The 25,535-nt window shown below is 30.9% G+C and carries 26 protein-coding genes and 1 pseudogene; 1 reads left to right on the top strand and 26 read right to left on the bottom strand.

The genetic code is table 11. The annotated features are described in order from the left end of the window. Positions 1-367: 367 nt before the first annotated feature. Positions 368-1,618, top strand: a complete 1,251-nt coding sequence (locus IAI10_RS18500) for a hypothetical protein (RefSeq protein WP_315674790.1) — start codon at positions 368-370, stop codon at positions 1,616-1,618. An 88-nt stretch (positions 1,619-1,706) separates the two neighbouring features. On the opposite strand, the gene IAI10_RS18495 is transcribed toward IAI10_RS18500, so the two are convergent. The 26 genes and pseudogenes from IAI10_RS18495 to IAI10_RS18375 form a co-directional block, all read right to left on the bottom strand. After that, complete coding sequence (locus IAI10_RS18495) at positions 1,707-1,922, bottom strand: cation transporter (RefSeq protein ID WP_315674789.1); 216 nt, start codon at positions 1,920-1,922, stop codon at positions 1,707-1,709. Between the two features lie 67 nt (positions 1,923-1,989). Beyond that, on the bottom strand, positions 1,990-4,449 hold the full coding sequence (locus IAI10_RS18490) for a heavy metal translocating P-type ATPase (protein WP_315674841.1): 2,460 nt from the start codon (positions 4,447-4,449) through the stop codon (positions 1,990-1,992). A gap of 309 nt (positions 4,450-4,758) precedes the next feature. Then, positions 4,759-5,091, bottom strand: coding sequence for a YHS domain-containing protein (locus IAI10_RS18485; protein WP_315674788.1), 333 nt, complete (start codon positions 5,089-5,091; stop codon positions 4,759-4,761). A 291-nt stretch (positions 5,092-5,382) separates the two neighbouring features. After that, on the bottom strand, positions 5,383-6,759 hold the full coding sequence (locus IAI10_RS18480; RefSeq protein ID WP_315674787.1) for a HAMP domain-containing sensor histidine kinase: 1,377 nt from the start codon (positions 6,757-6,759) through the stop codon (positions 5,383-5,385). Further along, entirely contained in the window at positions 6,756-7,445 is a 690-nt protein-coding gene (locus tag IAI10_RS18475; RefSeq protein WP_315674786.1) for a response regulator transcription factor, read from the bottom strand. The genes IAI10_RS18480 and IAI10_RS18475 overlap by 4 nt, the downstream gene beginning before the upstream one ends. A 149-nt stretch (positions 7,446-7,594) precedes the next feature. Continuing rightward, complete coding sequence (locus IAI10_RS18470) at positions 7,595-8,998, bottom strand: NADH-quinone oxidoreductase subunit N (RefSeq protein ID WP_315674785.1); 1,404 nt, start codon at positions 8,996-8,998, stop codon at positions 7,595-7,597. After that, positions 8,998-10,521: an NADH-quinone oxidoreductase subunit M gene (locus IAI10_RS18465; RefSeq protein ID WP_315674784.1), complete on the bottom strand. Its 1,524-nt coding sequence runs from the start codon at positions 10,519-10,521 to the stop codon at positions 8,998-9,000. The genes IAI10_RS18470 and IAI10_RS18465 overlap by 1 nt, the downstream gene beginning before the upstream one ends. Beyond that, positions 10,522-12,375: an NADH-quinone oxidoreductase subunit L gene (nuoL, locus tag IAI10_RS18460; RefSeq protein ID WP_315674783.1), complete on the bottom strand. Its 1,854-nt coding sequence runs from the start codon at positions 12,373-12,375 to the stop codon at positions 10,522-10,524. Positions 12,376-12,383: 8 nt separating this feature from the next. Next, positions 12,384-12,692, bottom strand: a complete 309-nt coding sequence (gene nuoK, locus IAI10_RS18455) for an NADH-quinone oxidoreductase subunit NuoK (RefSeq protein WP_315674782.1) — start codon at positions 12,690-12,692, stop codon at positions 12,384-12,386. Continuing rightward, positions 12,692-13,183: an NADH-quinone oxidoreductase subunit J gene (locus tag IAI10_RS18450; RefSeq protein ID WP_315674781.1), complete on the bottom strand. Its 492-nt coding sequence runs from the start codon at positions 13,181-13,183 to the stop codon at positions 12,692-12,694. Before IAI10_RS18450 ends, nuoK begins: the two co-directional genes overlap by 1 nt. After that, on the bottom strand, positions 13,180-13,572 hold the full coding sequence (locus IAI10_RS18445) for an NADH-quinone oxidoreductase subunit I (protein WP_315674780.1): 393 nt from the start codon (positions 13,570-13,572) through the stop codon (positions 13,180-13,182). Before IAI10_RS18445 ends, IAI10_RS18450 begins: the two co-directional genes overlap by 4 nt. Positions 13,573-13,577: 5 nt before the next feature. Then, complete coding sequence (nuoH, locus tag IAI10_RS18440) at positions 13,578-14,615, bottom strand: NADH-quinone oxidoreductase subunit NuoH (protein WP_315674779.1); 1,038 nt, start codon at positions 14,613-14,615, stop codon at positions 13,578-13,580. Positions 14,616-14,628: 13 nt separating this feature from the next. Continuing rightward, positions 14,629-15,744 carry an NADH-quinone oxidoreductase subunit D gene (locus IAI10_RS18435; protein WP_315674778.1) on the bottom strand — a complete coding sequence of 372 codons (1,116 nt, stop codon included), beginning with the start codon at positions 15,742-15,744 and terminating at the stop codon, positions 14,629-14,631. 14 nt (positions 15,745-15,758) lie between these two features. After that, positions 15,759-16,196 (bottom strand): NADH-quinone oxidoreductase subunit C, encoded by a 438-nt coding sequence (locus tag IAI10_RS18430; RefSeq protein WP_315674777.1) that lies wholly within the window; start codon positions 16,194-16,196, stop codon positions 15,759-15,761. Beyond that, complete coding sequence (locus IAI10_RS18425) at positions 16,183-16,698, bottom strand: NADH-quinone oxidoreductase subunit B family protein (RefSeq protein ID WP_315674840.1); 516 nt, start codon at positions 16,696-16,698, stop codon at positions 16,183-16,185. Before IAI10_RS18425 ends, IAI10_RS18430 begins: the two co-directional genes overlap by 14 nt. Further along, positions 16,689-17,045 (bottom strand): NADH-quinone oxidoreductase subunit A, encoded by a 357-nt coding sequence (locus IAI10_RS18420; protein WP_315674776.1) that lies wholly within the window; start codon positions 17,043-17,045, stop codon positions 16,689-16,691. The genes IAI10_RS18425 and IAI10_RS18420 overlap by 10 nt, the downstream gene beginning before the upstream one ends. 310 nt (positions 17,046-17,355) lie before the next feature. Next, the gene (locus tag IAI10_RS18415; protein ID WP_315674775.1) at positions 17,356-18,252 is read right to left on the bottom strand and encodes a UbiA family prenyltransferase; all 897 of its coding nucleotides are present in this window, start codon (positions 18,250-18,252) and stop codon (positions 17,356-17,358) included. A gap of 82 nt (positions 18,253-18,334) precedes the next feature. Continuing rightward, the gene (gene ubiE, locus IAI10_RS18410) at positions 18,335-19,036 is read right to left on the bottom strand and encodes a bifunctional demethylmenaquinone methyltransferase/2-methoxy-6-polyprenyl-1,4-benzoquinol methylase UbiE (RefSeq protein WP_315674774.1); all 702 of its coding nucleotides are present in this window, start codon (positions 19,034-19,036) and stop codon (positions 18,335-18,337) included. Between the two features lie 18 nt (positions 19,037-19,054). After that, positions 19,055-19,675, bottom strand: a complete 621-nt coding sequence (locus tag IAI10_RS18405) for a type II CAAX endopeptidase family protein (RefSeq protein WP_315674839.1) — start codon at positions 19,673-19,675, stop codon at positions 19,055-19,057. Positions 19,676-19,696: 21 nt separating this feature from the next. Next, positions 19,697-20,599, bottom strand: a complete 903-nt coding sequence (menA, locus tag IAI10_RS18400; RefSeq protein WP_315674773.1) for a 1,4-dihydroxy-2-naphthoate octaprenyltransferase — start codon at positions 20,597-20,599, stop codon at positions 19,697-19,699. Positions 20,600-20,614: 15 nt separating this feature from the next. Continuing rightward, positions 20,615-22,006: a 4Fe-4S binding protein gene (locus tag IAI10_RS18395; RefSeq protein WP_315674772.1), complete on the bottom strand. Its 1,392-nt coding sequence runs from the start codon at positions 22,004-22,006 to the stop codon at positions 20,615-20,617. A gap of 21 nt (positions 22,007-22,027) precedes the next feature. Beyond that, a complete protein-coding gene (locus IAI10_RS18390; protein ID WP_315674771.1) occupies positions 22,028-22,549 on the bottom strand; it encodes a FixH family protein in 522 nt (173 codons plus the stop codon). A 103-nt stretch (positions 22,550-22,652) separates the two neighbouring features. Beyond that, the gene (locus IAI10_RS18385) at positions 22,653-23,153 is read right to left on the bottom strand and encodes a DoxX family membrane protein (RefSeq protein ID WP_315674770.1); all 501 of its coding nucleotides are present in this window, start codon (positions 23,151-23,153) and stop codon (positions 22,653-22,655) included. 33 nt (positions 23,154-23,186) lie between these two features. Then, positions 23,187-24,011: a polyprenyl synthetase family protein gene (locus tag IAI10_RS18380; protein WP_315674769.1), complete on the bottom strand. Its 825-nt coding sequence runs from the start codon at positions 24,009-24,011 to the stop codon at positions 23,187-23,189. Positions 24,012-24,490: 479 nt separating this feature from the next. Then, positions 24,491-24,685, bottom strand: a pseudogene (locus tag IAI10_RS24700) (hypothetical protein); the annotation flags it as partial. A gap of 159 nt (positions 24,686-24,844) precedes the next feature. Then, the coding region (locus IAI10_RS18375; protein WP_315674768.1) for an IS256 family transposase at positions 24,845-25,535 on the bottom strand (691 nt) is incomplete at its 5' end.

Raw genomic sequence — 25,535 nt, 5'->3', positions numbered from 1 at the left:
TATGATACATATGTGTGACAAGCAGATTAATTATTTTGAATTTATAATCAAAATATTTCTAGGAGATAGCCCAACATCAGTCACACCATCTATATTAGGAATATCAAGTCAATGACAATTTATATTAGTTGATTTTTTAATTTATTGTACACTCTGAACTTCATATAGTTACTAGGGTACACTTAAATAATATGTTCTAGTGTAATAACTATAAAAAGTCACTCAATATTATTTCATTCACTATCTCGATTACTATTAATTTCATCTTCACTTATATAAATAGAACTTAAAAAAAACTATACGTTTTCTATCTAGAACTTATATAATATATTTATACATAAATTATGAATAAGAAAGGAATATAACATTGAATAGTTCAAATTTTAGTGATTTAATACAAATATATAAACAAGACTCCGAATCTGTTTATAATAGTTGGTTTATTGATAATAATACACGTTTAAAAGCTTTTAGAACAATCCGTCGTGGTGTAATTAATACTATTGATTCTATTAAAAATAATACTTTCGGAACAGACTTTAAAGGATCACCATTAGAGTTTGTTTTAAACTGTATTACTGAACAAAAGCAAGTATTTATTGGAGCAGCTCATCCATTTTATTGGAAGCCAAAACTTAGAATACCTGATATCTATGAAAATGAAAATAATAAAATTATTTTTGGACAATTCTTGGAAAATTGTTTATCAACAAACATTGAAGAGAAAATCATAAGAGAAATAATAAAATTGGATGAGTGCAACATAAAAGGCCTTGGACCAGCTGTAGCTAATATTTTATATTTTATTCACCCTACAATTATTCCGCCGTTTAATACAGCCATTCTAAATGGATTCAATGCACTTTTCAATGAAAAAAAGAAACTTGGTTCTTGGTCAGATTACCTATCCATGAGAGAAACTATATTAAAGGTTAATGGAAATTTTATACAGTATCTTTCAAAGGATTTGGGCGCTTTATGTGGTCTTTTATTTGATATCGGTATAGGTAAAATTGCAATTACTGAAAATTGGGAAACTGCATTAAACATTGAAAAGAAAAAACTTGACGCTGTAATTAAGAAACGTCATGATGAAATGGAAAAAGAAATTAAGCAAGAAAATGAACATTTGAAGATGCAATTTTTACTTACTGAGATGGGTAGTAGCTTAGGGTATGATGTCTTTGTGGCAAGTAATGACAGAAATAAAATCATGGATGGCAAAAATTTAAATTTTTTGACTATACCTAATTTACCTAAAATGGGTCTTACATCTGATGTTAGTAAAACAGTTTCATTAATAGATGTAATTTGGTTAAAAAAGAATAGCAATCAAATTGAATGTGCATTTGAAATAGAAAAAAGTACATCTATATATTCTGGCATACTACGTCTTAGCGATTTAGCCACCTCTCTTGGAGATAAAAAATATAACTTTTTCCTTGTAGCTCCTGATTCTAGAGAGAAGGAAATAATAGCTCAACTTGTACGACCATCACTAAGTAATACAAATAATGTTTCTTTCAAATATATACTTTTTTCTGATTTATATAAACACTGCGATAGTATTTGCAAGCTTGGATGTGACTATAATATATTGTTAAAGCTCTCTAAATAATCATTAAAAACCTTAGCTTAAAAAAGAGCCTTTAAAAAATTTACTTAAAGACTCTTTTCTCTTAATTATCCAATATCTTTATTTAAGATTATAGGTTTTCTATTCTAACAACATCATATCCGACTTCGTCTATGGCTGATTTTATTTCCTCGTCAGCTATATCTGATGTTGCTTCAATTATTACTGTCTTAAAATCCAGATTTACATTAACACTAGTTACTCTCTTTAATTCACTTAATGCCTCCTTAACATGGCTAACACAATGTCCACAGCTCATTCCTTCAACTAATATTTTCTTTTTCATTGCTATTCCTCCTAATTTATAAAAGCTATATATTTATTTAATATTTATTAGGTTATAAAGTCATCAGTTATCTTGCTGGCTTAAAGCTCTTTAATCTTAATGCATTTAATAAAACAGATACTGAACTAAAGCTCATAGCTGATGCCGCTATAATAGGATTTAAAAGAGGTCCTCCAAAAACATATAAAATTCCCATAGCTACAGGTATTCCTAAAGTATTGTATCCAAAAGCCCAAAATAAATTTTCTTTGATATTAGTTATTGTCTTCTTACTTAACTGAATTGCTGTGGGTACATCCATAAGATCACTTCTCATAAGAACTATATCAGCTGACTCCATAGCAACGTCTGTACCAGAGCCTATAGCAATACCTATATCTGCTTGAGCTAGAGCTGGAGCATCATTTATGCCATCTCCGACCATACCAACTTTCTTTCCTTCAGATTGAAGTTTCTTAACCTCATTAGCCTTATCTTGTGGAAGAACTTCCGCTAAAATTCTATCTATGCCTACTTGCTTAGCTATTGCCTCAGCAGTTCCTTTATTATCTCCTGTAATCATTACCACTTCTATTCCCATTTTATGAAGTTGATCAATTGCCTTTTTACTATTTTCCTCAACAGTGTCAGCAACTGCGATTATCCCTGCTATTTTTTCATCAATTGCTACGTACATAGGTGTTTTGCCTTCGCTTGCAAAGGTATGTGAAGTTTCCTCTAAATTTTCTAATGAAATATTTCTTTCCATCATAAGTTTTCTATTACCTAGTAGGATATCCTTACCACAAATCTTCACTTCAATTCCATGCCCAGGTATTGCTTTGAAAAAGTCCAACTTTTTAAGTTCTAAATTTTTTTCCTCAGCTTCCCTTACTATAGCTTCTCCAAGTGGGTGTTCAGAGCCTTTTTCTGCACATGCTGCTAGTTGTAATAAATTATCTTCTGATATGCTACCTGCTACAATTACATTTGTAACCTTCGGTTTTCCTTCTGTTATGGTGCCTGTCTTGTCAAATACGATAGTCTTTACTTTGTGAGCAGTTTCTAAAGCTACTCCACTCTTAATCAAAACTCCATATTCTGCTCCTTTACCTGTACCAACCATTATTGCAGTTGGGGTCGCAAGTCCTAAAGCACATGGACAAGCTATTACAAGTACTGATATAAATATAGTAAGTGCAAATATCGCAGTTTCACCTCCAAAGAAATACCATGCTAAGGCTGATAGAACTGCAATGCTCATAACAACTGGAACAAAATAACCTGAAATAATATCCGCTAACTTTGCAATAGGAGCTTTTGAACCTTGAGCATCTTCTACTAATTTTATAATTTGGGCTAATGCCGTGTCTTTACCCACTTTAGTAGCCTTATATTTTATAGAACCATTTTTATTGATACTTGCGCCAATTATCTTGTCGCCAATTATCTTTTCTACAGGTATGCTTTCTCCTGTAAGCATGGATTCATCCACAGAAGTCATTCCTTCAACTACTTCCCCATCAACAGGCATTTTTTCACCAGGCTTAACAAGTATAATGTCTCCTACTTCAACCTCATCTATTGAAATTTCTATTTCTTTTCCGTCTTTTATTATCATTGCGGTCTTAGGAACAAGTCCCATAAGCTTTTTAATAGCTTCAGAAGTCTTTCCTTTTGTTACAGCTTCTAAATATTTGCCTAAGGTTATTAGAGTTATAATTACCCCAGCAGATTCAAAGTATAAATCATTTGTATACTTATTATTACCACTAAAAATCTGTATTATTGCAAATATTCCATATAAAAATGCTGCGGAAGTACCAAGTGCTATTAATGAATCCATATTAGGACTTTTTCTTACTAAAGATTTATAACCAATTCTAAAAAATCTATTTCCTGCAATTATAACTGGTATTACTAAAGCTAGCTGAACTATGCCAAAGTTTTTAGGATTCAGCATAGGATCGATAATTTCTGGAAGACTATATCCAAACCTGTCTCCCAGCATATGTCCCATTGCAATGGCAAGAAGTGGCACTGTAAATACAACTGAAATAATAAACTTCTTCCATAATAATTTTATTTCTTTCTCTTTCTTTTTTCTATCTTCATCAATTGAAACTTCCTTATCCAGGGCTTTATATCCGGCCTGTTCTACAGCCTTTTTTATATCAGAAACCTTAAGCTTTAATGGCTCATAACTTATATTTAAATTTTCCGTTGCAAAATTTACATTAGATTCAATTACGCCATCAAGCTTTCTAGTTACTCTTTCAATGTTTTTGGCACATGCAGCGCAAGTCATCCCTTCTATCTTAAAAGTTTTGCTATTTGCTTCAATTATAGCTTTATAACCTACTTTTTCAACAGCACCTTGTATATCTGATATAGATATTTTTGATTCATCAAAACTTATATTTAGCTTTTCAGTAGCAAAGTTTACATTTGCTTCAACAACACCTTGCAATTTCTTAGAAGCCCTTTCTACAGCTTTTGCACAAGCTACACAAGTCATTCCCTCTATTTTAAAACTTTTTTCCAAGATTTACACCTCTCTTTTATTATTTTCAATTATTGTTTTAATACCTTTTATTCGATGAGTCATTATATTTAAGCTTATTAATTTTTAATTTATTACTTTAACTTTGTTGTATTTTAAATCTCCTATGAATCTATGAAATATTTTTACAACCACTTACACAATATTTTTCCCTTTCCATCCTTTTAATAATCCCATAAACTTACCTTTTATAATGATTGAAATACCTTTTTGTTTTTTTATTCATACCACCCCACTGTACCGGGGTGGTATGAATGTAAAAAACATTATTTTTTTCTGACTTAAAATCTATAATTAGCCTTCCTCTTTAATAAATTCTCTTCTACAGCCCTCACTGCAAAAGTAATATGTCTGATTATTAATTATTTCCTTTATTGAAGTTTCTGGATTTACCATCATCCCACATATTGGATCCTTGACTAGTTTTGATTGATTAATTTGCTTACTATTCTCATCACTATTATTATGCTTTGAACCTCCGCCACAGCATCCGCCACCATGAGAATGACTATTATTTGATTCATTTTTATGAGAATGTCCTCCGCAGCAACCTCCTCCTTTTACCATCATAAAAATCATTAATCCTGCAAACAAAATATATAACCAATTATTAGCTAAAAACTCCATAAAAAGCACTCCTTACTTTATATTTTCATTTTTTTGAATCCCCTTGTATAGAATATAACTCTCTGTTATGAAGTAAATATGAAGAAACAAATAAAACTAAATGAGAATATACTTAATTCTTTAGAAATTATTACATTACTTCATGATATAGGAAAGATCTTCTTCATGAAAAAGCTATCGATAAATAAAAAAAATTAATGAAATTCAATATGAAGATTATATATTCATGCATTCTTAAATATTTATACAAAACAAGAACCTAATAACTAAAAATTAGGTTCTTACATCTTCTTAAGTATTAATAACTTTATCAAAATATATAGTAAATTTAGTTCCCTCGTTTTCTTTACTATCTACTTCTATGTTTGCAAAATGAATATCTAAAATATTTTTAACAATTGTTAAACCTATACCACTGCCTTCAATTGCATGTCTACTCTTATCACCTCTATATAGTCTTTCAAATATATAAGGTAGATCCTCTTCCTTTATTCCAACTCCGTTGTCACAAATTTCTACTATAATATTTTTATTATTTGTATATATATTAACATTTACTTTTCCTTGAACCTTTGTAAATTTAATAGCATTTGATATTATATTTATAAATACTTGTTTTAATTTATCTTTATCTCCAATTACGTGATAATCTTGATTTTTTTGGGCAGTATATTCAAGGTCAATTTTTTCGTTTTTAGCCTTCATATAGAAGTCTTGGCAAACAATTTTTAATTGTTGATATATATCTACTGTTTCAAAATTAACCTTTATGCCTTCAGATTCAAACTGTTTTAATATTTCTAAATTATTTAGCAGTTTACCAAATCTGATTACTTCATCATTTAAATATCTTAGCCTTTCTTCATTAACTGGGAAAACTCCATCAATCATAGCTTCTAAATTATTTTGTAAAACATTCAGTGGAGTCCTAATCTCATGAGATATATCTGATACTAACCTCTTTCTAAGCATGTCTTGATGTTTTAGTTTATTGGCTAATATATTTACACTGCTTCTCAAGTTTTCCAATTCCTTAATATTACTTTTTGTAACTGATTTAGTATCAAAATTACCTTTTGACAGATTAACAGACATATTTGAAACTTCAGAAATAGGAGTGGAAAATTGCTTTGAAAAATAAAGACTTATAGCCACTATTATTATAAGCGTTAATATTGCACTAATAACAATGCTCTGATTTATTGAAAGTTTAAAATTAACATCCTCATCTGATACCAAAACTGGTGAATATTGGCCTATATCTACATAGCCAACTATTCTATTGCTAACTTCAATTTGAAATCTTTTAGATGTATAAACACCCGTATTCTTTATTAACATATTACTATAATGAATATTATTCTTAATGTCATTAGCATTCATACCCCATATAGTCTTTTTATTGCTATCAAGAAGTGTTAAGCAATAATTTCCCATATAAGCTTCTTTTGTCAACTCAATTCCAGATTCATTCTCCCATTTTCCATCTCTCTTATATATTTCTTGAAAATACGATACTATATTCGCATATCTTTTATTTTGGCTATCTAGCATATAATCATCAAACTTTTTATTTATAGTAAAATTAACAAACAGAGTTATTAATAAAATTGATGCAAGAGAACATACAAGAAATAAAACACTTAATTTTCTCCTAATACTTTTCAATAATTGTCACCACCGAATTTATAGCCTACTTTCACAACAGTTATTATATATTTAGGTTTTCTAGTATCTTCTTCGATTTTCTTACGAATATTTTTTATGTGTACATCGATTGTTCTATCATATCCATCAAAATCAATTCCGCCAATTTTATTTATTAGTTGCTCTCTAGATAAAACTTTCCCTTTATTAATGATAAGTGCGTATAAAATATCAAATTCATTTGGAGTCAATGATACTTCTTCTCCTTTAAATTTTACTACTCTTTTTTCATAATCTACTAATAAATTCCCATCATTGAAACATAATTCATCTTTAACATCATCAGTACCAATTCTTCTAAATAAAGCATTTACTCTTGCAGTTAGTTCTCTTGGACTGAACGGTTTAACCAAATATTCATCTGCACCTATCTCTAAACCTCCAATTTTATCACTTAAGCTACTTTTAGCAGTAAGCATAAAGATATGTACTTTTGATGTTTCTCTTATTATTTTACAGACTTGTTCTCCACTTATATCAGGTAACATTAAATCAAGGATTATTAATTTAAAATCCATTGATTTAAATAATTTAATTCCTTTTAGACCTCTTGTAGTACCGCATACGTTATATCCTGCTTTTTCTAAATAAGCTTTTAATATATCCAATACATTTACTTCATCTTCGATAATTAGAATATTATTCATAGCTTGACCTCACATACCTTTATATTAATTTAATATTATTGTATATATATAATTTAACATAAACTTATGAATTTCATGTGAAAATGCTTAATTTTATTCTTTAATAAATTTGAGACACTATAAGTCTGGGGTGCCTCAAATTTATATTACTAGAAAAAGCTTTTTGAAATCGCCAATACTAAATTTATTAATTGAGTTGGATAGATTCCAAATATAACAAGCACTATTACAGATACTGATAATGCTAATTTTGTACTTACAGATACCTTAATTGATTGCAAGCTTTTAGTTTCCTCTTCGAAGTACATAACCTTAACAACTTTAAGATAATAATATACTGAAACTACACTCATACCAATACTAAAAAAGGCTAACCACAATTGCCCTTTTTCTATTATTGATAAGAATAAATAAAACTTACCTACAAATCCTGCCAAAGGCGGAATTCCTGCAAGAGAAAGTAAACAAATCAGCATTACTGCTGCTAGAAAAGGAGATTTTCCAGATAAATGAGCATAATCCTTTATTTCAGTACTATTTGTTGATTTTGAAACAACAATTACAACTCCAAAAACTCCTATATTAGCGAAAAGATAAAACACACTATAAAGCAAAATTGCTGCCACGCCAATATTTGAATCAGCAATAATTCCCAGCAAAAAATATCCCGCTTGTGCAATACTCGAATAAGCTAACATTCTTTTTATATTAGTCTGAGGGATTGCTACTAGGTTTCCTAATAGCAAGGTTATTATGCTTAATACTATGACAAGTTCAATCCAATAATTAGAAACAGATGAAAGTCCGTTCATAAATAGTCTAAGAAATACGGCCAAACCAGCTGTTTTTGATGCAACTGCCAAAAACGCAGTAATTGAAGTAGGTGCCCCTTCATAAATATCCGGAGCCCACATATGAAAAGGAACTATAGCAATTTTAAACGCAAAACCTGCTATCAAGAATATTATTCCTAGTATTTCTAATGGTGTAACCTGACCTCTTGATAACACTTCTCCAATTTCTTTTATAATTGTAGTCTGTGTTACACCATAAATTAAACTTAAACCGTACAAAAATACTGCTGAAGAAATTGCTCCTAAAATAATATATTTTAGACTTGCCTCTTTTGACTTTTCATTATCATCGAAAGCAATTAAAATACAAAAAGAAATAGTCATTAATTCTAATCCAATATAAATAGTAATTAACTCACCAGAGGATACCATAATCATCATTCCTAAAAGTGCAGAAATAATTAAGGCATAAAACTCCCCTTTTTTATAAATTAATTGATTCTTTGACAATACCACTATTAAAATTGCAGCAATTAAAAATAACTGCTTAAAAAAAATACTAAAAGAATCAAGAATGTAAGCCCCTCCAAAAGAAGCCTGTTCATTACTTCCAACAAATAATGATATAACTAAAATTATCAAAAGACCTATTGCAGTAAAAGAGCTCAGTTTTTCTTTAAATTTAGGAAACAATAAATTTATTAATAAGAGAATAAGGAATAAAACTGCAGTCAAAATCTCTATTACATACTTATCCATTAAAATCCCCCCCTCATTAGTACTGTTTCTGATAACCTATTAATCAATGGAATTACCCCAATCTGGACAATGTCGATAAGTGGTGCTGGAAATATTCCAAAGAATATTAATACAGAAGATAGCATCACAATAGGAATCATTTCTATTCCTTTTGCATCTTCTAAGTAATCCCATTCTTTTTTCCTTGGGCCAAAAAAAGTATCTTGAATAACCTTTAAAATATAAATGGCAGTTATAACAATACCTAAAATAGCCAAAATAGAAATCATTTTAAAAGGTATAATTGAAAATAGTTTTGTTGATTTACTAAAGGAGCCTAAGAATATAAGAAATTCTGCGACAAAATTACTTAATCCTGGCAGACCTAAAGATGCGAAACTAGCAATTATAAACCCAATTGCTACTCTTGGCATCTGGTAGATCAATCCACCAAACCTTGAAATTTCTCTAGTATGAGCTTTATGATAGATATTGCCTATTAAGGTAAAGAATAATGCTGTCATAATACCATGGGCAAACATTTGAGCAACTGCCCCATCAATTCCTTGTGAGTTTAATGTAGCAATTCCTAAAAGTACGTACCCCATGTGACTTACACTAGAATAACCTATAACAAATTTTAGATCCTTTTGAACCATGGCTACCATTGCTCCATAAATTACATTAGCAACAGAAAGTATTGCCATTAGTGGAATCCAATATTTGGCACCCTCTGGAAAAAGGAATACTCCTACGCGTATAATTCCATATCCTCCCAATTTCATTAAAACTCCCGCATGTAGCATACTTACAGCTGTCGGTGCAGCTACGTGTCCATCAGGTGACCATGTGTGAAAAGGCCACATAGGTACCAAGACGCCAAATCCTATTAGCATTAAGAAAAAAGCGAATCTCTGAAAGTCATAACTATATTTAATTTCACTAAGCAATTGAATATCAAAAGTTCTTACTCCTAATTTATTGGCATAAATAAAGGTAGAAATAATTCCAATTAACACAATGGAACTACCTATTAATAAATATAAAGTTAGCTTCATAGCTGCATAATCTTTTCGCGTGCTTCCCCACACTCCAATTAAAATATACATAGGGATAACAGCTATCTCAAAGAATAGAAAAAAGAAAAATAAATCTCTTGAAATAAATACACCAAAAACGCCTATAACTAATAAAAGCAAAAATATGAAGAACTCCTTAATTCTATGCTCCATCTTCCATGATGCAAAGACACCTGCAAAGATGACAATGGATGTAAGAAGTATCATAGGCAAGCTTAATCCATCTACTCCCACGGAATAATTGATTCCTAAAGCAGGAATCCAAGAGTAAGTTTCCTTAAACTGAAGCCCACCTATACTCTTATCATAAGTAATAAAAGCTATAATCGATAGCAACAATGAAATAAAAGTTGTAACTGATGCAGTTACTTTTATTTTATTATGCTTTGTGTCATTTAAAAAAAGTATTATAATAATCCCCACAATTGGGGCTACTAATATTGACGTTAATATCGGAAATTGCATCTACATTCCTCCTAAAATCGGCACTTCTAACCAAAGAATTATGAAAACAATTGCTATAAAATAGATGAATGCATAGCTTTGTAAGCTTCCTGAATGAATAATCCTAAGTTTAGATCCCATTCTTTTTATTGCAACAGTAGCTTTATCAAAAATTACATCTACTATATTTCTATCACACCAATTGAAAAAACAAGAAACAGTAAGAATTATATTATTATATAACCAACTATAAAGCTCATTTAAATAATATTGATTTAAAAGAAGCTTGTAGATAAAATTAAATTTTCCATTAATAGCTTCACTTGACACGACCTTCTTACCATAAATAAGCCATCCTAAAATGATTCCTATCAAAGCTACTGTTACAGATTCGGCCATAATAATAATGTTTGGCTCCAAACTATGTCTTGACTGAAAATATATTAGTGAAGCAAAAGCCTTATTTAGGAATCCATAAAGTATTGCAAATGTTGATAAAACTATTAAAGGTAAAGTCATAGTCCAAGGATTTTTATGCACAGAATGCTTTTGTTTTTCTTCACCAAAGAAAACCACAAAAACTAAACGAGCCATATAAAATGCTGTTAAAAATGCAGTGAATAAACCTAAATAATATAAAAACCTATATCCATTTTTATATGTTATAGCCAAAATTTCATCTTTACTAAAAAAACCTGATAAAGGTGGTATTCCAGCTAAAGATAAAGAAGCTATAATAAATGTAATGCTGGTAACCTTCATTTTTTTAAATAGTCCGCCCATTTTAAAAATATCCTGCTCACCAATAGCATGAATAATACTGCCGGCGCCTAAAAATAATAGTGCCTTAAAAAACGCATGACTAGTGAGATGGAATACTCCAGCAGTAAATCCTCCGACACCCATTGCCATTATCATATAGCCTAACTGACTCATAGTAGAAAAAGCCAGTATTCTTTTCAAATCTTGCTGAACCAAAGCTATAGTTGCAGCCATAAAAGCAGTTATTCCACCAATGTAGGCAATCACTAAACTTACCTGATTTAATGAAAAAAATAATATATATCCTCGTGCCAAAAGATATACCCCTGCTGCAACCATAGTGGCTGCATGAATCAAAGCACTTGCTGGAGTTGGTCCTTCCATAGCATCAGGAAGCCAAACATGTAAAGGAAATTGAGCTGATTTTGCTACTGGCCCTGCAAAAATTAGTAGGGCTACAATAGCCAATAATATAGCATTTTGATAAGTAGGAATACTGACTGCAAGTTGTTTAAAATTGAAAGTTCCAAAAATTACAAAAAGGCAAATCACCCCTAATAAAAATCCGAAATCTCCTATTCTATTGGCAATGAATGCTTTCTTATTGGCTTTTACAGCTGAATGTTTTTCATAATAGAAACCAATAAGTAGATAAGAACATAATCCAACTAGCTCCCAAAAAAAGAACATCTGAAAATAGTTATTTGAAATTACTAAGCCTAACATTGAGCTAGTAAACAATGATAGATTAGCAAAAAATCTTGAAAATCCCAGATCCTTTGCCATATACCCTAAAGAGTACACTTCAACCAATAACCCTATAAATGTAACAATTAGTAGCATAACTGCCGTTAGAGGATCAACAAGTACTCCGGCTTCAATTTTTATTGGAACCGAAAGCCAAGATACAGCATATTCAATAGGTTCTTTAATACTTACTTTAGAAATAATAACATCATAGAAAACACCTAATGAAAATATAAAAGAAAGAGCCATTCCCCCCATAGCAATTAATGCACTAATTTTCTTAAAAACTTTTGTAATAAAAACTATAAGCAAAAATCCTACTACTGGAAATATAGGGATTAACCAAGCTAAATATATAAATTTCATCATACCACCTACCATTTTAAAATATTAAAGTCTTCAACATTAGTTGTAGTTCGGCTTCGATAAATATTCAAAATAATAGCTAAACCCACGGCTATTTCAGCTGCTGCAACTACAATAATAAAAATAGCAAAAATATGTCCTGTAACCTTTGCTGGTGACAAAAATCTATTAAAAGCCACTAGGTTAATATTCACAGCATTCATCATAAGTTCCACTGACATTAATACACTGATTACATTTCGTTTTACAAAAACGCCGTATAAACCAATACAAAATAAAGCTGCAGCTAACAATAAGTAACCTTCTAATCCAATCATTAATTTTTCACTCCTTTAGCTAATACAATAGCTCCTACCATAGCAATTAATAAAAGTATTGCAGAACCCTCAAAAGCAATCATGTGATTAATAAAAAATTCATCTGCTATGGAACTAATAGTATTTTTTATTTCCATGCTCTTATAGTTAAAATTACTAACTAATATTAAGCGCGCAATTAATGCAAAAAATCCTGAGCACAGCATTATACTTACAATTCTATATTTATTAAAAGGATTACTGTTTTTCATATCATTTCTTCTGGTAAGCATTATTGCAAATACTATCAAAATAGAAATTGCACCGGCATAAATCAAAACCTGTGCCAAAGCTAAAAAATCAGCTTCAAGTAATATAAATACTACGGCTACGCCTATAAAGGTTAAGATTAATAGTAACGCACTATGCACTATATTTTTTGAGCGTACAACGCCTATAGCACAGGCTAAAATTATAAATGCAATAGGCCAAAATATATAGGATGGAATCATATCAAGTCCTCCTTGCTTTTAAATAGTGTTAATTTAGTATCAGCTTTTCTATAGACACTTAATTCGAAATCTAAAGTATTCTTTAATGCCTTACTTGGACAACTTTCAATGCAAAGACCGCAAAAAAGACAATACTCTAATTCCATTTGATAAGTAGTTAACTTCTTTCTATTATTTTCATTCTTCTGGCTTTCAATTTTAATAACTCTATTAGGACAGCTTAAAACACATATCCCACAAGCAGTACATTTTTCTGAATCCAATTCAAAAGAACAGCGGGATCGTGGTGGCAACTTGGGATGTTGTTCCGGATATTGCTCTGTAATATTTTTTTCAAATAGATGTCCTAAAGTAACCCTAAGTCCATTAATCAATCCTTTTCCAAACATTTTATTCACCCCTTAATTAATTGAAAAATCTTAATACCTAACCCTGTTACTAAAATATTAGTCAAAGAAATTGGGATTAGATATTTCCAATTTAAAGACATCATATGATCTAATCTGAATCTAGGGAAAGTCCATCTGACAACCATAAAGATTAATACTATTACATAAGTCTTCAATATGAACCAAAACCAAGAAGGTAAAAATGGTCCGCTAGGGCCTCCTAAAAATAATGTTACAGTAAGCGCTGAAATAGCAAACATGTTGGTATATTCAGCAAGATAAAAGAGCGCATACCTCATTCCACTATATTCGGTGAATGGTCCAGCAACTATTTCCTGTTCACCTTCAGGTAAATCAAAAGGTCCTCTATTTAATTCTGCTGTTGCCGCTATCAGGTACGTTATAAATGCCACAGGCTGTAAGAAAATAAACCAAACATTATGTTGAGCTTTAATTATTTCTGTTAGGTTTAAAGAACCGCTTATCATAACCACCCCTAATAATGAGAAAATCAGAGGTATCTCATAACTTATCATTTGAGAAACCACTCTCATTCCTCCTAGAAGAGAATATTTATTGTTAGATCCCCAGCCTGCCATTAAAATAGGTATAGATGATGTTCCCGAAATAGCTAAAAAGTAAAATAAGCCCAAATTTAAATTAACTGCAACCATCCCCTTGCCAAAAGGCAGAACTGCATAGATAAGTAAAGCAGGAACCATAACTAATAAAGAAGCAATACAAAAAACTGCTCTATCTGCTTTCTTTGGAATAATATCTTCTTTACCTAAAAGCTTAACAACGTCAGCTAAACTTTGAAGTAACCCTCGTGGTCCAAACCTGTTTGGCCCTAGACGTTGTTGCAAGAATCCACAAAATTTTCTTTCTAAATATATAAGATACATTGCATTTAATAAAACAAATGTTACAATAGCAATAAAATAAAACACACTTATAATGATGCTCACAAAAATATTAGGAAGTCCCAATATTGAAATTAAGCCTTCAACCCATTTAGTTATTTTTATAAATATATTTTCCATACTTACCTCCACATTATCGGTCTATCTCGCCTAATATAGGATCAAGTGATGCTAAGATAGCAACTGCGTCCTGTATAGTGCCTCCTTTAGCGATTTCAGGGAAGGCCCCAATATTAACAAAAGACGGTCCATGGATATGAATTCGATGGGGTTTATCAGTTCCGTTACTTACTAGATAAAATCCTAGTGCTCCCTTAGATCCCTCAATTTGATGATATATATCTCCTATTGGTGGTTTTATAAGCCTGGGAACTTTAGCTAACACTGGTCCATCTTGAATTTGATCTAATGCCTGTTTTATAATCTTTACGCTTTCCTCCATTTCACCAATACGCACCAACCATCTTTCATAGCAATCCCCTTTGCTTCCAATAATTGATTTGAACTTAAAGCGATCATAAAAACCATAGGGTACATCACGTCTTAAGTCTAAATCTACTCCTGAAGCTCTAAGATTTGGACCTGTCAAGCCATATGCCAAAGCTTTTTCCTTACTAATAGTTCCAACATCTTTTGTTCTTGCTTTAAATATTTCGTTACCTGTAATAATGCGTTCATATTCTATAAAACTTCTTTTCATATCGTCAAGAAAGCTTTTTAGCTTTGGAATAAACTCAATTGGTAAATCATTGCTAACTCCACCAATACGCATATAATTTGTTGTCATTCTTGAACCGCAAACCATCTCGAATAAATCAAGAATTTTTTCTCTATCTCTAAAAAAATACATCCATGACGTATGACTATTAAGATCAAGTGCCATACTGCCTAAAAAAACTTGATGACTCGCTATTCTTTGTAATTCAGCCATTATAATGCGTAGATATTCAGCTCTTTCTGGAACTTCAACTTCCATAAGTTTCTCCACAGTTTGAACATATCCTAATTCATTTAGCATTCCAGATAAGTAATCCAGTCTATCAGTATAAGGAATAAACTGAGTATAGGTTCTAGATTCTGCTAACTTTTCTATGCCTCTATGCAAATAACCAATAACATTCTCAACATTAACAATCTGTTCTCCATCTAAAGTAAAAATAGCTCTATATACTCCATGAGTACTTGGATGCTGAGGCCCAAAATTTAAAGTCATTTCTTCAGTATGCAGATTTTCATTATGTTCTGTCATAAAAATTTCTCCCCCTACCTTCGTTCATGAGCCTTAAAATCTTTTCTTAATGGGTGTCCAATAAAACTATCTGGGCATAATATTCTCTTCATATTTGGATGTCCTATAAATTTGATTCCAAATAAATCATATACTTCTCTTTCTTGAACATCAGCTGATGGCCACTCTTCACTTATTGAGTAAATTTCAAATTTATCATTAAGCTCTGCTTTAACCATTATTAATTCATTATCATTTAATGACATAAAATGATATATACAACTGAAATCTTCTTCTTCAACAGCTGTCAGATCTACTAAAAAGTCAAACCCGAATATTTTTAACCTTTTTACTACATCCAAAAGAATATAGGAGTCTATATAAATAGAAACGACTCTATTTTGTTTAATTTCAATATTTTGGTTATACCTTTTTTTTAAATCAAAGATTACTTTTTCACTAACTTTGCCCATTTTTGCGAACCTCCTTAGGATGAATAATTTTTTCTTTTAGTGTCAAAAGACCATGAAGCAATGCTTCTGGACGTGGAGGACATCCTGGAATATAAACATCTACAGGTAAAATAGTATCTACACCATGAGTAACGCTGTAGGAATCTACAAAAGGTCCCCCACTAGTGGCACAACTTCCCATCGCAATTACCCATTTTGGCTCTGGCATCTGATCATAAATTTTCTTCACAATAGGTGCCATTTTATCAGTTACAGTTCCTGCTACAATCATTAAATCCGCTTGTCTCGGTGAGGCACGAAAAACTTCATACCCAAATCGTGCAATATCATATCGTGCTCCTCCAGCAGCCATCATTTCAATTGCGCAACAGGCTAATCCAAATGTGAGAGGCCAAAATGAATGTGCACGATAATAATTTAGAACATCGTCTAGTTTAGTGAAAATAATATTTTTTTCTATCTGTTCTTGTACATAGTTATTATTTTCTGAGATTATTTCCACTCTAGTGCCCCCTCTTTCCACGCATACAATAGCCCAATAATTAGAATTCCAATAAAAATAAACATTTCTCCCAAAGCAAATAAGTTAAGTACTTTAAATTTCATAGCCCATGGTAGCAAAAAAACTGTTTCCACATCAAAAAGTAAAAACACCAGAGCATACATAAAGTAACTTATCTTAAATCTTATCCAAGTTGGGCCTGTGGTCTCTACACCACATTCATAAGTTGAAAGTTTTTCTTTATTCGGCTTTTTAGGTCTTACAACCGAAGCAACTAGCAAAACAATCATGCTAAATACAAATGCTGCGACTAGAAAAATTCCAATAATAAGAAAATCTTTTATCATTTTTATCTCCTTTTCAATATATTCTTCCTATCCCCTATACGATGGGGATAATTAAAACTATTTCAATAAGAATAGTTAAATAATATGTTATATGTTATCAAGTTCTTATGTAGTTCTTATGTAGTTCTTATGTAGTTTTTATGTAGAAAGGAAGTAATTAACTAAATAAATCTTTGTAAAAAAATAGAAGCTTATAAAATATAAACTTCTGCTATGTGTAGGTCTGCTAACTAATTCAATAAATTCTGAGTTAAAATTTAAAGTATACTTCATATCTTAAATATTAGTCTTTATGATACTTTATAAGCTTCTAAATATATATTAATATGATTGCAATTACTAATCCAATGACTACAGATAAATGATATTTTAATCCTACCTTGCCTATAAGTCCCATACTTCTAGCTTTTGTATTGATATTTTTATCGTAATCTAAAAAGCTAAAAACTGTTTTATAAGGAAATATTAAAATGGTACAAACTAATACGATAACAGGATAGATATCCATAAATACGAGAGCTATCGTCAATATAATTAGCATTATTACATTAAAAACCCATAGCTTATTGGCTTTTTCGGAACCTATTAAAATGGGTAACGTTTTTCTCCCCGCTTCTATATCCTCTTTCATATCACTTAAATTATTAGTTAATAGTATTGTGCCTATAAATAATGCTGTAGGTAACGCAACTAAAACAGTTCTTAAATTAAATATGCCTGATTGAATATAAATTACTGTCGTTGTAATGCCAATTCCCATAGTAACGCCAGCAATAACTTCACCTACTGGAGTATAAGAAATAGGTAAAGGTCCAAAAGCATACAAAATAGAAATTATTCCTCCTAAAACAGCAACCAGTAAAATGTAGTAGCTTGTTTCACTAGCAATAAACATCCCTATTAAGAAGGCCGTGAGCTGATACAAAACAATTACAAACACAAGTTGTTTTGAACTAATTTCACCGCTAACTAGAGCTTTCTCATCTCCACTCTTATTCTCATCTGCACCTTTCTTAAAATCAAAGTAGTCATTAATCATATTAGTAGCACTCTGAACAAGCATCATGGCAACTATTAATAATATAAGATATAAAATATTAAATCTGCCAAAAGCATACATCGAATAAACAGATCCTAAAACTACGGGAACAAATCCCGCTACAAGAGTCTTTAAATCCATAATCTTTAATATTGTTTTAAAACTCACTTTCTACCTCCTTTTATCGCCAGAGTAAACTTTTTATAGTAATTAAAGAGAAGCTTGATTTATTATCAAACTTCTCTTTAATTTATTTAATCCCATAGTGTATAGATGCAATTCCAAAAGTTAAGGATTTATAACCGTTACTTTTGAATTTATTATTTTGAAACTGCTGTTTAAGCTGATCTTTTGTCATAAAATTATTTACTGAGTCTCTAAGGTAGTAGTATGCTTTTTTATCCCCAGTTCCTATATACCCGATTACTGGTAACACATTATTAAAATATATGTTATATATTAAGTTTAGAATTGATATATTGGGTTTTGAAAGTTCTAAGCATATTGCTTTGCCATCTGGCTTTAAAACTCTATACATTTCTGATAATGCTTTGTTTGTATCCTTGATATTTCTGAGCCCAAAAGCAATGGTTATGCAATCAAAAGTATTATCTTCAAAAGGCAATTTTAAAATACTTCCTTTAATTAGATCAAACTTATAATCTTTTGATAAATATTCAAGTCTTTTTTTTGCTACATTAAGCATTTCTTGGCTAAAATCTATACCTATAACCGAAGTACTTTTCCCAACAGCTTTGCATTCATAATCTATCATTCGACCTGTACCACAGCACAAATCTAGCACTTTGTTATTTTTTTTTATTTTGCCTAGTTTTATAGCTTTTTTTCTCCATACCTTGTCAATATTTAAAGTTAATATGGAATTTAACAAATCATATCTTTTTGCAATAGATGAAAATATACCTTGAACATCTGTTTTAATTTCGGCCATAATTAACCTTCTTTCTCTCTACATTAAAGGAAACAAAACAAATATGCTAAAGTCCCAAACTGCATGTGATATTATTATAGTAGCAAGATTTCTTTCTTTTTTATAAATCCATCCCCAAAACATTCCACATACTAGAGCTGCCACAACGAGCATGAAATTAAATGTTATTATATGAACACCAGCATACAGTAAAGTCGCCAATATATATCCCTTGTTTTCTCCAAATTTTTTTGAAAGAGTGTTTTGTATAAAACCACGCCAGTATATTTCTTCTCCTGGTCCTATAATAAATAGCAATAATAATCCAATCAATAGTGAACTTCCTTGTGCTCTGTTACTATAAACAGAAGTTATTTGTGCATCCTTAAAAGGAAATAAATATCCAGAAATAATATTACCAACATAGAAAACAAAATATAATAATACAGCTGAGCCCACTCCTATTAAGATATTTTTAAGAGTCAATTTTTTCAGTGATAATAACTCTCTATCTCCTGCTACAGCAATAATACCCAAAAATAAAATAGATATGCTCATTTCTATCCAAAAATTAAATGGCTTTAATACAAATATTATATACCATAATACCGGTACAATAGTTAATGAGATTCTGGCCAATTTATCACTTCTGTTAATCATTACCAAACGCTTTCCACCTTTCTATATCAGTACAAGAGGTAAAACTAGCGAAACAATTAGGAGAATTCCAAATTGACCTTGCAACTTAGCAGTTTCTTTATCTAACTGTAGAATTGCTGTTTCCGAATTATTTGATACCCTTAATTTATTTATGTTTTTAACTGCAACTGGTAAGGTAATTAAACAAATAAAACTCCAATATGAAATAAATCCATATAAGCTCATTATGCAAATAGAAACGTATGAAATCATTATTAAACCAATATATATCCTATCCGCATTTTTTTTCCCAACCATAATTGATAGTGTCTTAATACCAGCTTTCTTATCATTCTTAATATCTCTAATATCATTTGCATGCAAAATTGCTGTAGTTAACAATCCTATTGGAATTGATACTAGAAAAGCCTTCAATGTTATTTGTTGAGCTTGTAAGTAATATGACCCTAATACCATTAGTGGCCCAAAATTTACAAAAACTACTGGTGCGCCAAGTCCTCTATATTTTAGATTCAAAGGTTTTCCAGTATAAAAATAACCCAATATAGCTCCTATAATCCCAATAATAACAATAAAACTCCCTCTATTGTACGCTAACACTAACCCATCAAGGCATCCTAAGAATAAAAAAGTGATTCCTATTCTTCGCACTTCAGTTGCTGTTAAGAGTCCTTCAATAATTACTCCGCTAGAACCATAAGATTCTCTAGTATCAACTTTATTAACGAAATCGTCATAGTCACTAAGTAAATTTACTGAAGCTTGCAATAAAACTATGCCAATTACAGATAAAACAAAATATCCGAAATAAAATTTAGATTCTTGAATCGCAAGTATTGATCCTAGTATGACTGGAATTACAGAACCAGTCATAGAGAAGGGTCTTGTAGCCCTAATCAATGTCTTAAATCTTTTATTGTCCATCTTTACTCCTTCTAACTACATACGCATAGCCATCGGTAGTGAAAACAGTAATATATTAGCTATTGCAAGTAATATTAATAGTATAGTATATACAATAGTTACACTTGTCTTCTTTTCTTTAAAATTGCTCTTAGCAATCCTATATACAGTATATATAGATCCTAATGTTCCAATTGCTATTAATAAGAATTGTAAAGCCTGTATTGTTGGATCATCTAGAATTGCAGTTGAAGCATTATGCGCTTCAATTCCAAATAATCCTATAAAAGTGTACCAAATAGATTTTCCTTCAGCTAATAGATGAAATAAGTTATGTGCTATGTGCGCAGCTAAATCTAAAGGTATTATAGCGTACCCAAACTTTGTAAAGTTTTCTTTAATTGAGGCTCCATTAAATTTTTTAGCTATAAAGCCTGTCCCAGCCAATAATAGAACCGGTATTGCCATAGCTATAATGAAGGTTATAGTGAAAGTTACATAATAACTAGTTGTTCCAATTGTATTTTCAAGCCATGATAAAATACCATCCCATATTTTAAGCATAGTAACATTTTGAACAAATACAATTCCCATAATAACAACCGCTAAAAATGAAACTTCTAGTTGAGGTTTTCTTATGAACCATAATTCCTGGGTAGGTTTTCTAAATGATATTTTAATTGAGTTATTAGGACAATTTTTCACGCAGTTACCGCATATATTACAGTTTGAATTGCTTTCCATCGTCTTAGGAAATTCAAACATTGGGCACCCTGGTGCCTTATCAGTTCCTTTATAGCAAGCTGCCACTGTACATTTTGAGCATTTTTCTTTGGTTCCTCTAAGTTGTAATATACCAGCTCTAGAATAGTTTGAAGATAATCCTCCTAGGAAGCAAAGATATCTACACCAAGTTCTACGCTCCCAAAATGCTCCAGAAAATATCACTCCTAATGTTATTAATAAAAGTAATGTACCTGAGCCTCTAGGATTTTCAACAATACCAAATACGTGATCACTCCAAGTAATTGCTAAAAACATTGCATCAATAATCCAAACTCCATACTTTTTCAAGAATTTAGGAACCGGCTTTTTGCTACCTACAAATTTTTGAACTAGGTCACTTAATGCTCCAAATGGACATATAGTGCACCAAAATCTTCCTGTTAAAAAAAGCATAATCGGTAGAATCGGCCACCATAATACCCAAGTTCCTGCTGTTCCAAAGTTATCATGTGCTTCTTCTGGACCAAATAGCAACTGAATCACAATAAATGTGAACACCGCTCCTACAAATATTTGAAATATGCCTGGATACCATTTACTTTTAACAAATTTAGCAAACAGCTTATTTTCCAATAAGTTCTTTCCGTTTTGTTCGGTTAATGTTTTTTCTTCTTCAGTGGTGGTTTTATTTATATTTGCCATAAATCTACCTCTTTTCCGTTACTACTTAGCCTTATTCTTTTTTACTACGGCTACTATGATTATTATTGCAACTATTCCTACAAAACCACCTATAACAAACCAATTTGGCCCACCGTTAATAACGTCGACATTGAAATCAGCACTATTCTTTACTCCGTCAATTGTAATATCCGCCGTAACAGTCCACTGACCTTTATTAGTAAATTTAATGTCACTCATATATTGTCCGCTGCCATTATTCTTAAGATTTAACTTTATAGGCTCATTGCTATCCATTTTCATAGAATCATCATTCGGCATTTCAGCTATTACATTAACTTCTCCATTATCAATTTCTTTTCCTTTACTATCTTTTAATGTAATCATTATTTGGTCTTTTCCAGTTTTAGGTTTTTCGTTTTTGAAAGATAATTGTACAGTAATTCCATTAACATTTTTCTCAATTACATTTCCCATATTCATCTCATCTGCAAAGGTCACATTGGAAAATATTAGTATAAAAAATAAGCTTAATATTAACCCCTTGAATGTTTTACTTCTCATTATTTGTTTGACTCCTCTCTCATAATCGAATTATCTCTAATTGTTTATTAATTTATAAAAATAATCCCAGCTTGTTAATTAATAGTTATTATTTCTATTCACCCTAGACAAATCGCTTCTTAAACTTTTGTTTAAGAAATGGTACAATGAATCTATCCAGCCCAATTATATATGAATTTTCACCTACTACAATTAATATTATAGCTACAGTATAAAGAATTGGATTAGTACTGGTTGTACCTGCTAGCATATAATTTAAGTTCATAAAAGCACCTGCAAACAACCCTATGATAGTAGCAGCACCAAATATTAAACTAATTCCTACTAGAAGCTCACCAAAAGGAACTAAATAAGTAAAAACTTTTGTGTTAGGCAAAGCTACATTTTGTACAAAAGAAGCATACCATCCTTGTACAGAAGGATGTTGTCCAGTTGACTTTGCTACTGCTGATTTTAAAAATCCTGTTATTGCAACACCGGATTTGCTACCAATCCAAGTTGGATCTTTAAGTTTTTCTATTGCTGGAACTATCCATTGTATTCCAAGCCACACACGTAAAAAGGTCCATACAATAGAAAAATATTTGTTTTTAAAGAATTTCATTTTTAATCGCTCCCATGCATTAAAATTTTTTAATTAGGCTTTCTTTATTTTAGGATTATATGAATCAATAACATAATTTAAAAAACTTACAAGTCCATCCTTATATATAGATTCTTCTAATGATTTAATACATTCTTCTGCCTGTATAACAAACTCTTTAGACTTCTCAATTGTTATATTATTTTTGATAGAATTATAATCGTCATCAATACAATCATCTGTTATTTGATATACCATTCCTAGATTCAAGCCATATTGCTCTAATGAGCTAATTTGTTGTTTTTCTGCATTTACCACAAGTGCTCCAATTTTACAACATGCACTCATGAATACCGCTGTTTTTCCCTCTATTATCCTCAAATAATCTTCTTTAGAGACTTCACAATTATGTGCTTGTTCAATTTCTGCTATACACATTTTTTCAACAACTCGTGTCATTATTACTTGGCTTTCTTTGCTTGGCATACTAGATAAAATAGAAAATGCTTTTGCAAACAATGTGTCTCCAGCCAAAACTGCTATTTTTCTCCCGTACACACTATTCAATGTTTTTTGTCCACGACGGAGCAAATCATTATCGATTATATCGTCATGCACTAAGCTTGCACTGTGAATAAGCTCAATTGCTACACACAGATTAATTAGCTGTACTCTCTGTTCAGTAGTCATATTAGGTTTTATGGCTTTTGCAGAAAGTATTGTAAGTATTGGGCGAAGATACTTTCCATGGGTATTAAAAAAGAAATCAAAAATTTCTTTTGATGAACTATTAAAGTCATCACCAATATCTTTTAAAATATACTGCACTTCATTAAGTTCTTCTCTTATTAAATTATTTACTTCAATAAAATTTAGCATGATTTCACCACCTCTCGTGCACTTTTATAGCTTATGATAAATTACATATTAAAATATTTCTTAATTAAGTTATCATTACTTTGAAAGTATATCTTGAAGATATGTAGATATTATGTAGATGCTGTGAAGATGATATAAAGATACTTAAACATGTAATATACTTATATTTTCATAAGTTTTAGAATTTAAGATCCAATTTATGAGATTAGCTGAAGTCAAATCATTTTTTATTATTTAATAGCTTTCTAATTGAAATGATTCGATTCTTGTGATGGCAATATACAAAATGTCATAAATGCGTGATCAACATATAATTGTACCTATTTAAATTAGTTATATTTTGTGGCTGTCATAAAACGAATATTTATTACTTCAATATAAATAACGCCATGCATACAGAGAGAAATTTCTTCTATCTGTATGCATGGCGTTATTATTATTTGAGATTTTCATAAATTATGTAACAGTCTGTTATATAGTTATTTTACTCTTATTGCTGTAATATAATCCGATCCATTAATTGGTGATATTATTATTACATTGCCAGTTTTTAGTGATTTAATTTCAAAATGCAAATAAACGTATTGAGTAAATTCAGAGCAATCAAATCCTGTAGAATGACTTGTTCCACCTCATAGATACGGAATTTCTAAGAAATTTGAGGCATATGCGAGTGTGTGAAAGTTTTTCTGTAAATAGCTTTCTATGATAATTATTGATAGGACATGATAGCCGATAAGAGGCTTTCATGTCTTTTTTACTATAGTATCAATTTAGTTGCATGTCAAGAACACCCCTAAAGAAAGACGTTTTAGGCATGCTATTATTATTTGTTACTGGAGCCTTCCCTCATACATGATGGACAATTCTCCATACACTTTTCCCCAATTTCTTAGAGGAAGAGACCACTTTTTAGTAGCTTCAAAAGTAGCCAGGTATAGAGCCTTAAGCAATGCTGTGTCACTTGGGAATACGCTTCGCTGTCTATTTAAGCGACGATAAGTGCTGTTTAGGCTTTCTATTGCGTTTGTGGTATAAATAACTTTTCTTACATCAGCAGAGAACTTAAAAATTGGGCTAATAACATCCCAATTTGTACTCCAACTCTTCATAGCATTTGGATAATGCTCCTGCCACTTTTCAGTAACATTTTTCATGCGATCGTAGCCTATTTCTTCAGAAGGTGCATGATATATAGTTTTCAAATCTGCAGCAAATTGCTTTTTATCCTTATCAGGTACGTATTTCAATGTGTTCCTCACCTGATGAACAATACAACGCTGATATTCAGTATTAGGAAATGCTACTGCTATAGATTCTTTAATACCAGTGAGACCATCTGCGCAAAGTATAAGAATATCGACTACACCTCTATTCTTGAGTTCATTGAGAACACTAAGCCAGTATTTACTACTTTCATTCTCACCAATTTGAATGGAAAGTACTTCTTTTCTACCATCTTCATTGATACCAAGAATGATGTAAGCGGCTAGCTTACGAATGACATTATTGTCTCTAACAGAA

The organism is Clostridium sp. 19966 (assembly GCF_032335695.1).
In the GTDB taxonomy this organism is placed as follows: domain Bacteria; phylum Bacillota; class Clostridia; order Clostridiales; family Clostridiaceae; genus JACTOJ01.
Note: the sequence above shows the minus strand (reverse complement) of the source record. Positions and strands in the feature narration are given on the sequence as shown.

Bases quoted from the DNA above. Each gene is read 5' to 3' on its own strand.
- IAI10_RS18435 (WP_315674778.1), bottom strand. From the start codon at position 15,744: ATGACAGAACATAATGAAAATCTGCATACTGAAGAAATGACTTTAAAT.
- IAI10_RS18495 (WP_315674789.1), bottom strand. From the start codon at position 1,922: ATGAAAAAGAAAATATTAGTTGAAGGAATGAGCTGTGGACATTGTGTT.
- menA (WP_315674773.1), bottom strand. From the start codon at position 20,599: ATGGACAATAAAAGATTTAAGACATTGATTAGGGCTACAAGACCCTTC.
- nuoL (WP_315674783.1), bottom strand. From the start codon at position 12,375: ATGAAATTTATATATTTAGCTTGGTTAATCCCTATATTTCCAGTAGTA.
- IAI10_RS18445 (WP_315674780.1), bottom strand. From the start codon at position 13,572: ATGTTTGGAAAAGGATTGATTAATGGACTTAGGGTTACTTTAGGACAT.
- ubiE (WP_315674774.1), bottom strand. From the start codon at position 19,036: ATGGCCGAAATTAAAACAGATGTTCAAGGTATATTTTCATCTATTGCA.
- nuoH (WP_315674779.1), bottom strand. From the start codon at position 14,615: ATGGAAAATATATTTATAAAAATAACTAAATGGGTTGAAGGCTTAATT.
- IAI10_RS18395 (WP_315674772.1), bottom strand. From the start codon at position 22,006: ATGGCAAATATAAATAAAACCACCACTGAAGAAGAAAAAACATTAACC.
- IAI10_RS18450 (WP_315674781.1), bottom strand. From the start codon at position 13,183: ATGATTCCATCCTATATATTTTGGCCTATTGCATTTATAATTTTAGCC.
- IAI10_RS18465 (WP_315674784.1), bottom strand. From the start codon at position 10,521: ATGCAATTTCCGATATTAACGTCAATATTAGTAGCCCCAATTGTGGGG.
- IAI10_RS18380 (WP_315674769.1), bottom strand. From the start codon at position 24,011: ATGCTAAATTTTATTGAAGTAAATAATTTAATAAGAGAAGAACTTAAT.
- IAI10_RS18430 (WP_315674777.1), bottom strand. From the start codon at position 16,196: ATGGGCAAAGTTAGTGAAAAAGTAATCTTTGATTTAAAAAAAAGGTAT.
- IAI10_RS18385 (WP_315674770.1), bottom strand. From the start codon at position 23,153: ATGAAATTCTTTAAAAACAAATATTTTTCTATTGTATGGACCTTTTTA.
- IAI10_RS18390 (WP_315674771.1), bottom strand. From the start codon at position 22,549: ATGAGAAGTAAAACATTCAAGGGGTTAATATTAAGCTTATTTTTTATA.
- IAI10_RS18475 (WP_315674786.1), bottom strand. From the start codon at position 7,445: ATGAATAATATTCTAATTATCGAAGATGAAGTAAATGTATTGGATATA.
- IAI10_RS18470 (WP_315674785.1), bottom strand. From the start codon at position 8,998: ATGGATAAGTATGTAATAGAGATTTTGACTGCAGTTTTATTCCTTATT.
- IAI10_RS18405 (WP_315674839.1), bottom strand. From the start codon at position 19,675: ATGATTAACAGAAGTGATAAATTGGCCAGAATCTCATTAACTATTGTA.
- IAI10_RS18485 (WP_315674788.1), bottom strand. From the start codon at position 5,091: ATGGAGTTTTTAGCTAATAATTGGTTATATATTTTGTTTGCAGGATTA.
- IAI10_RS18420 (WP_315674776.1), bottom strand. From the start codon at position 17,045: ATGATAAAAGATTTTCTTATTATTGGAATTTTTCTAGTCGCAGCATTT.
- nuoK (WP_315674782.1), bottom strand. From the start codon at position 12,692: ATGATTGGATTAGAAGGTTACTTATTGTTAGCTGCAGCTTTATTTTGT.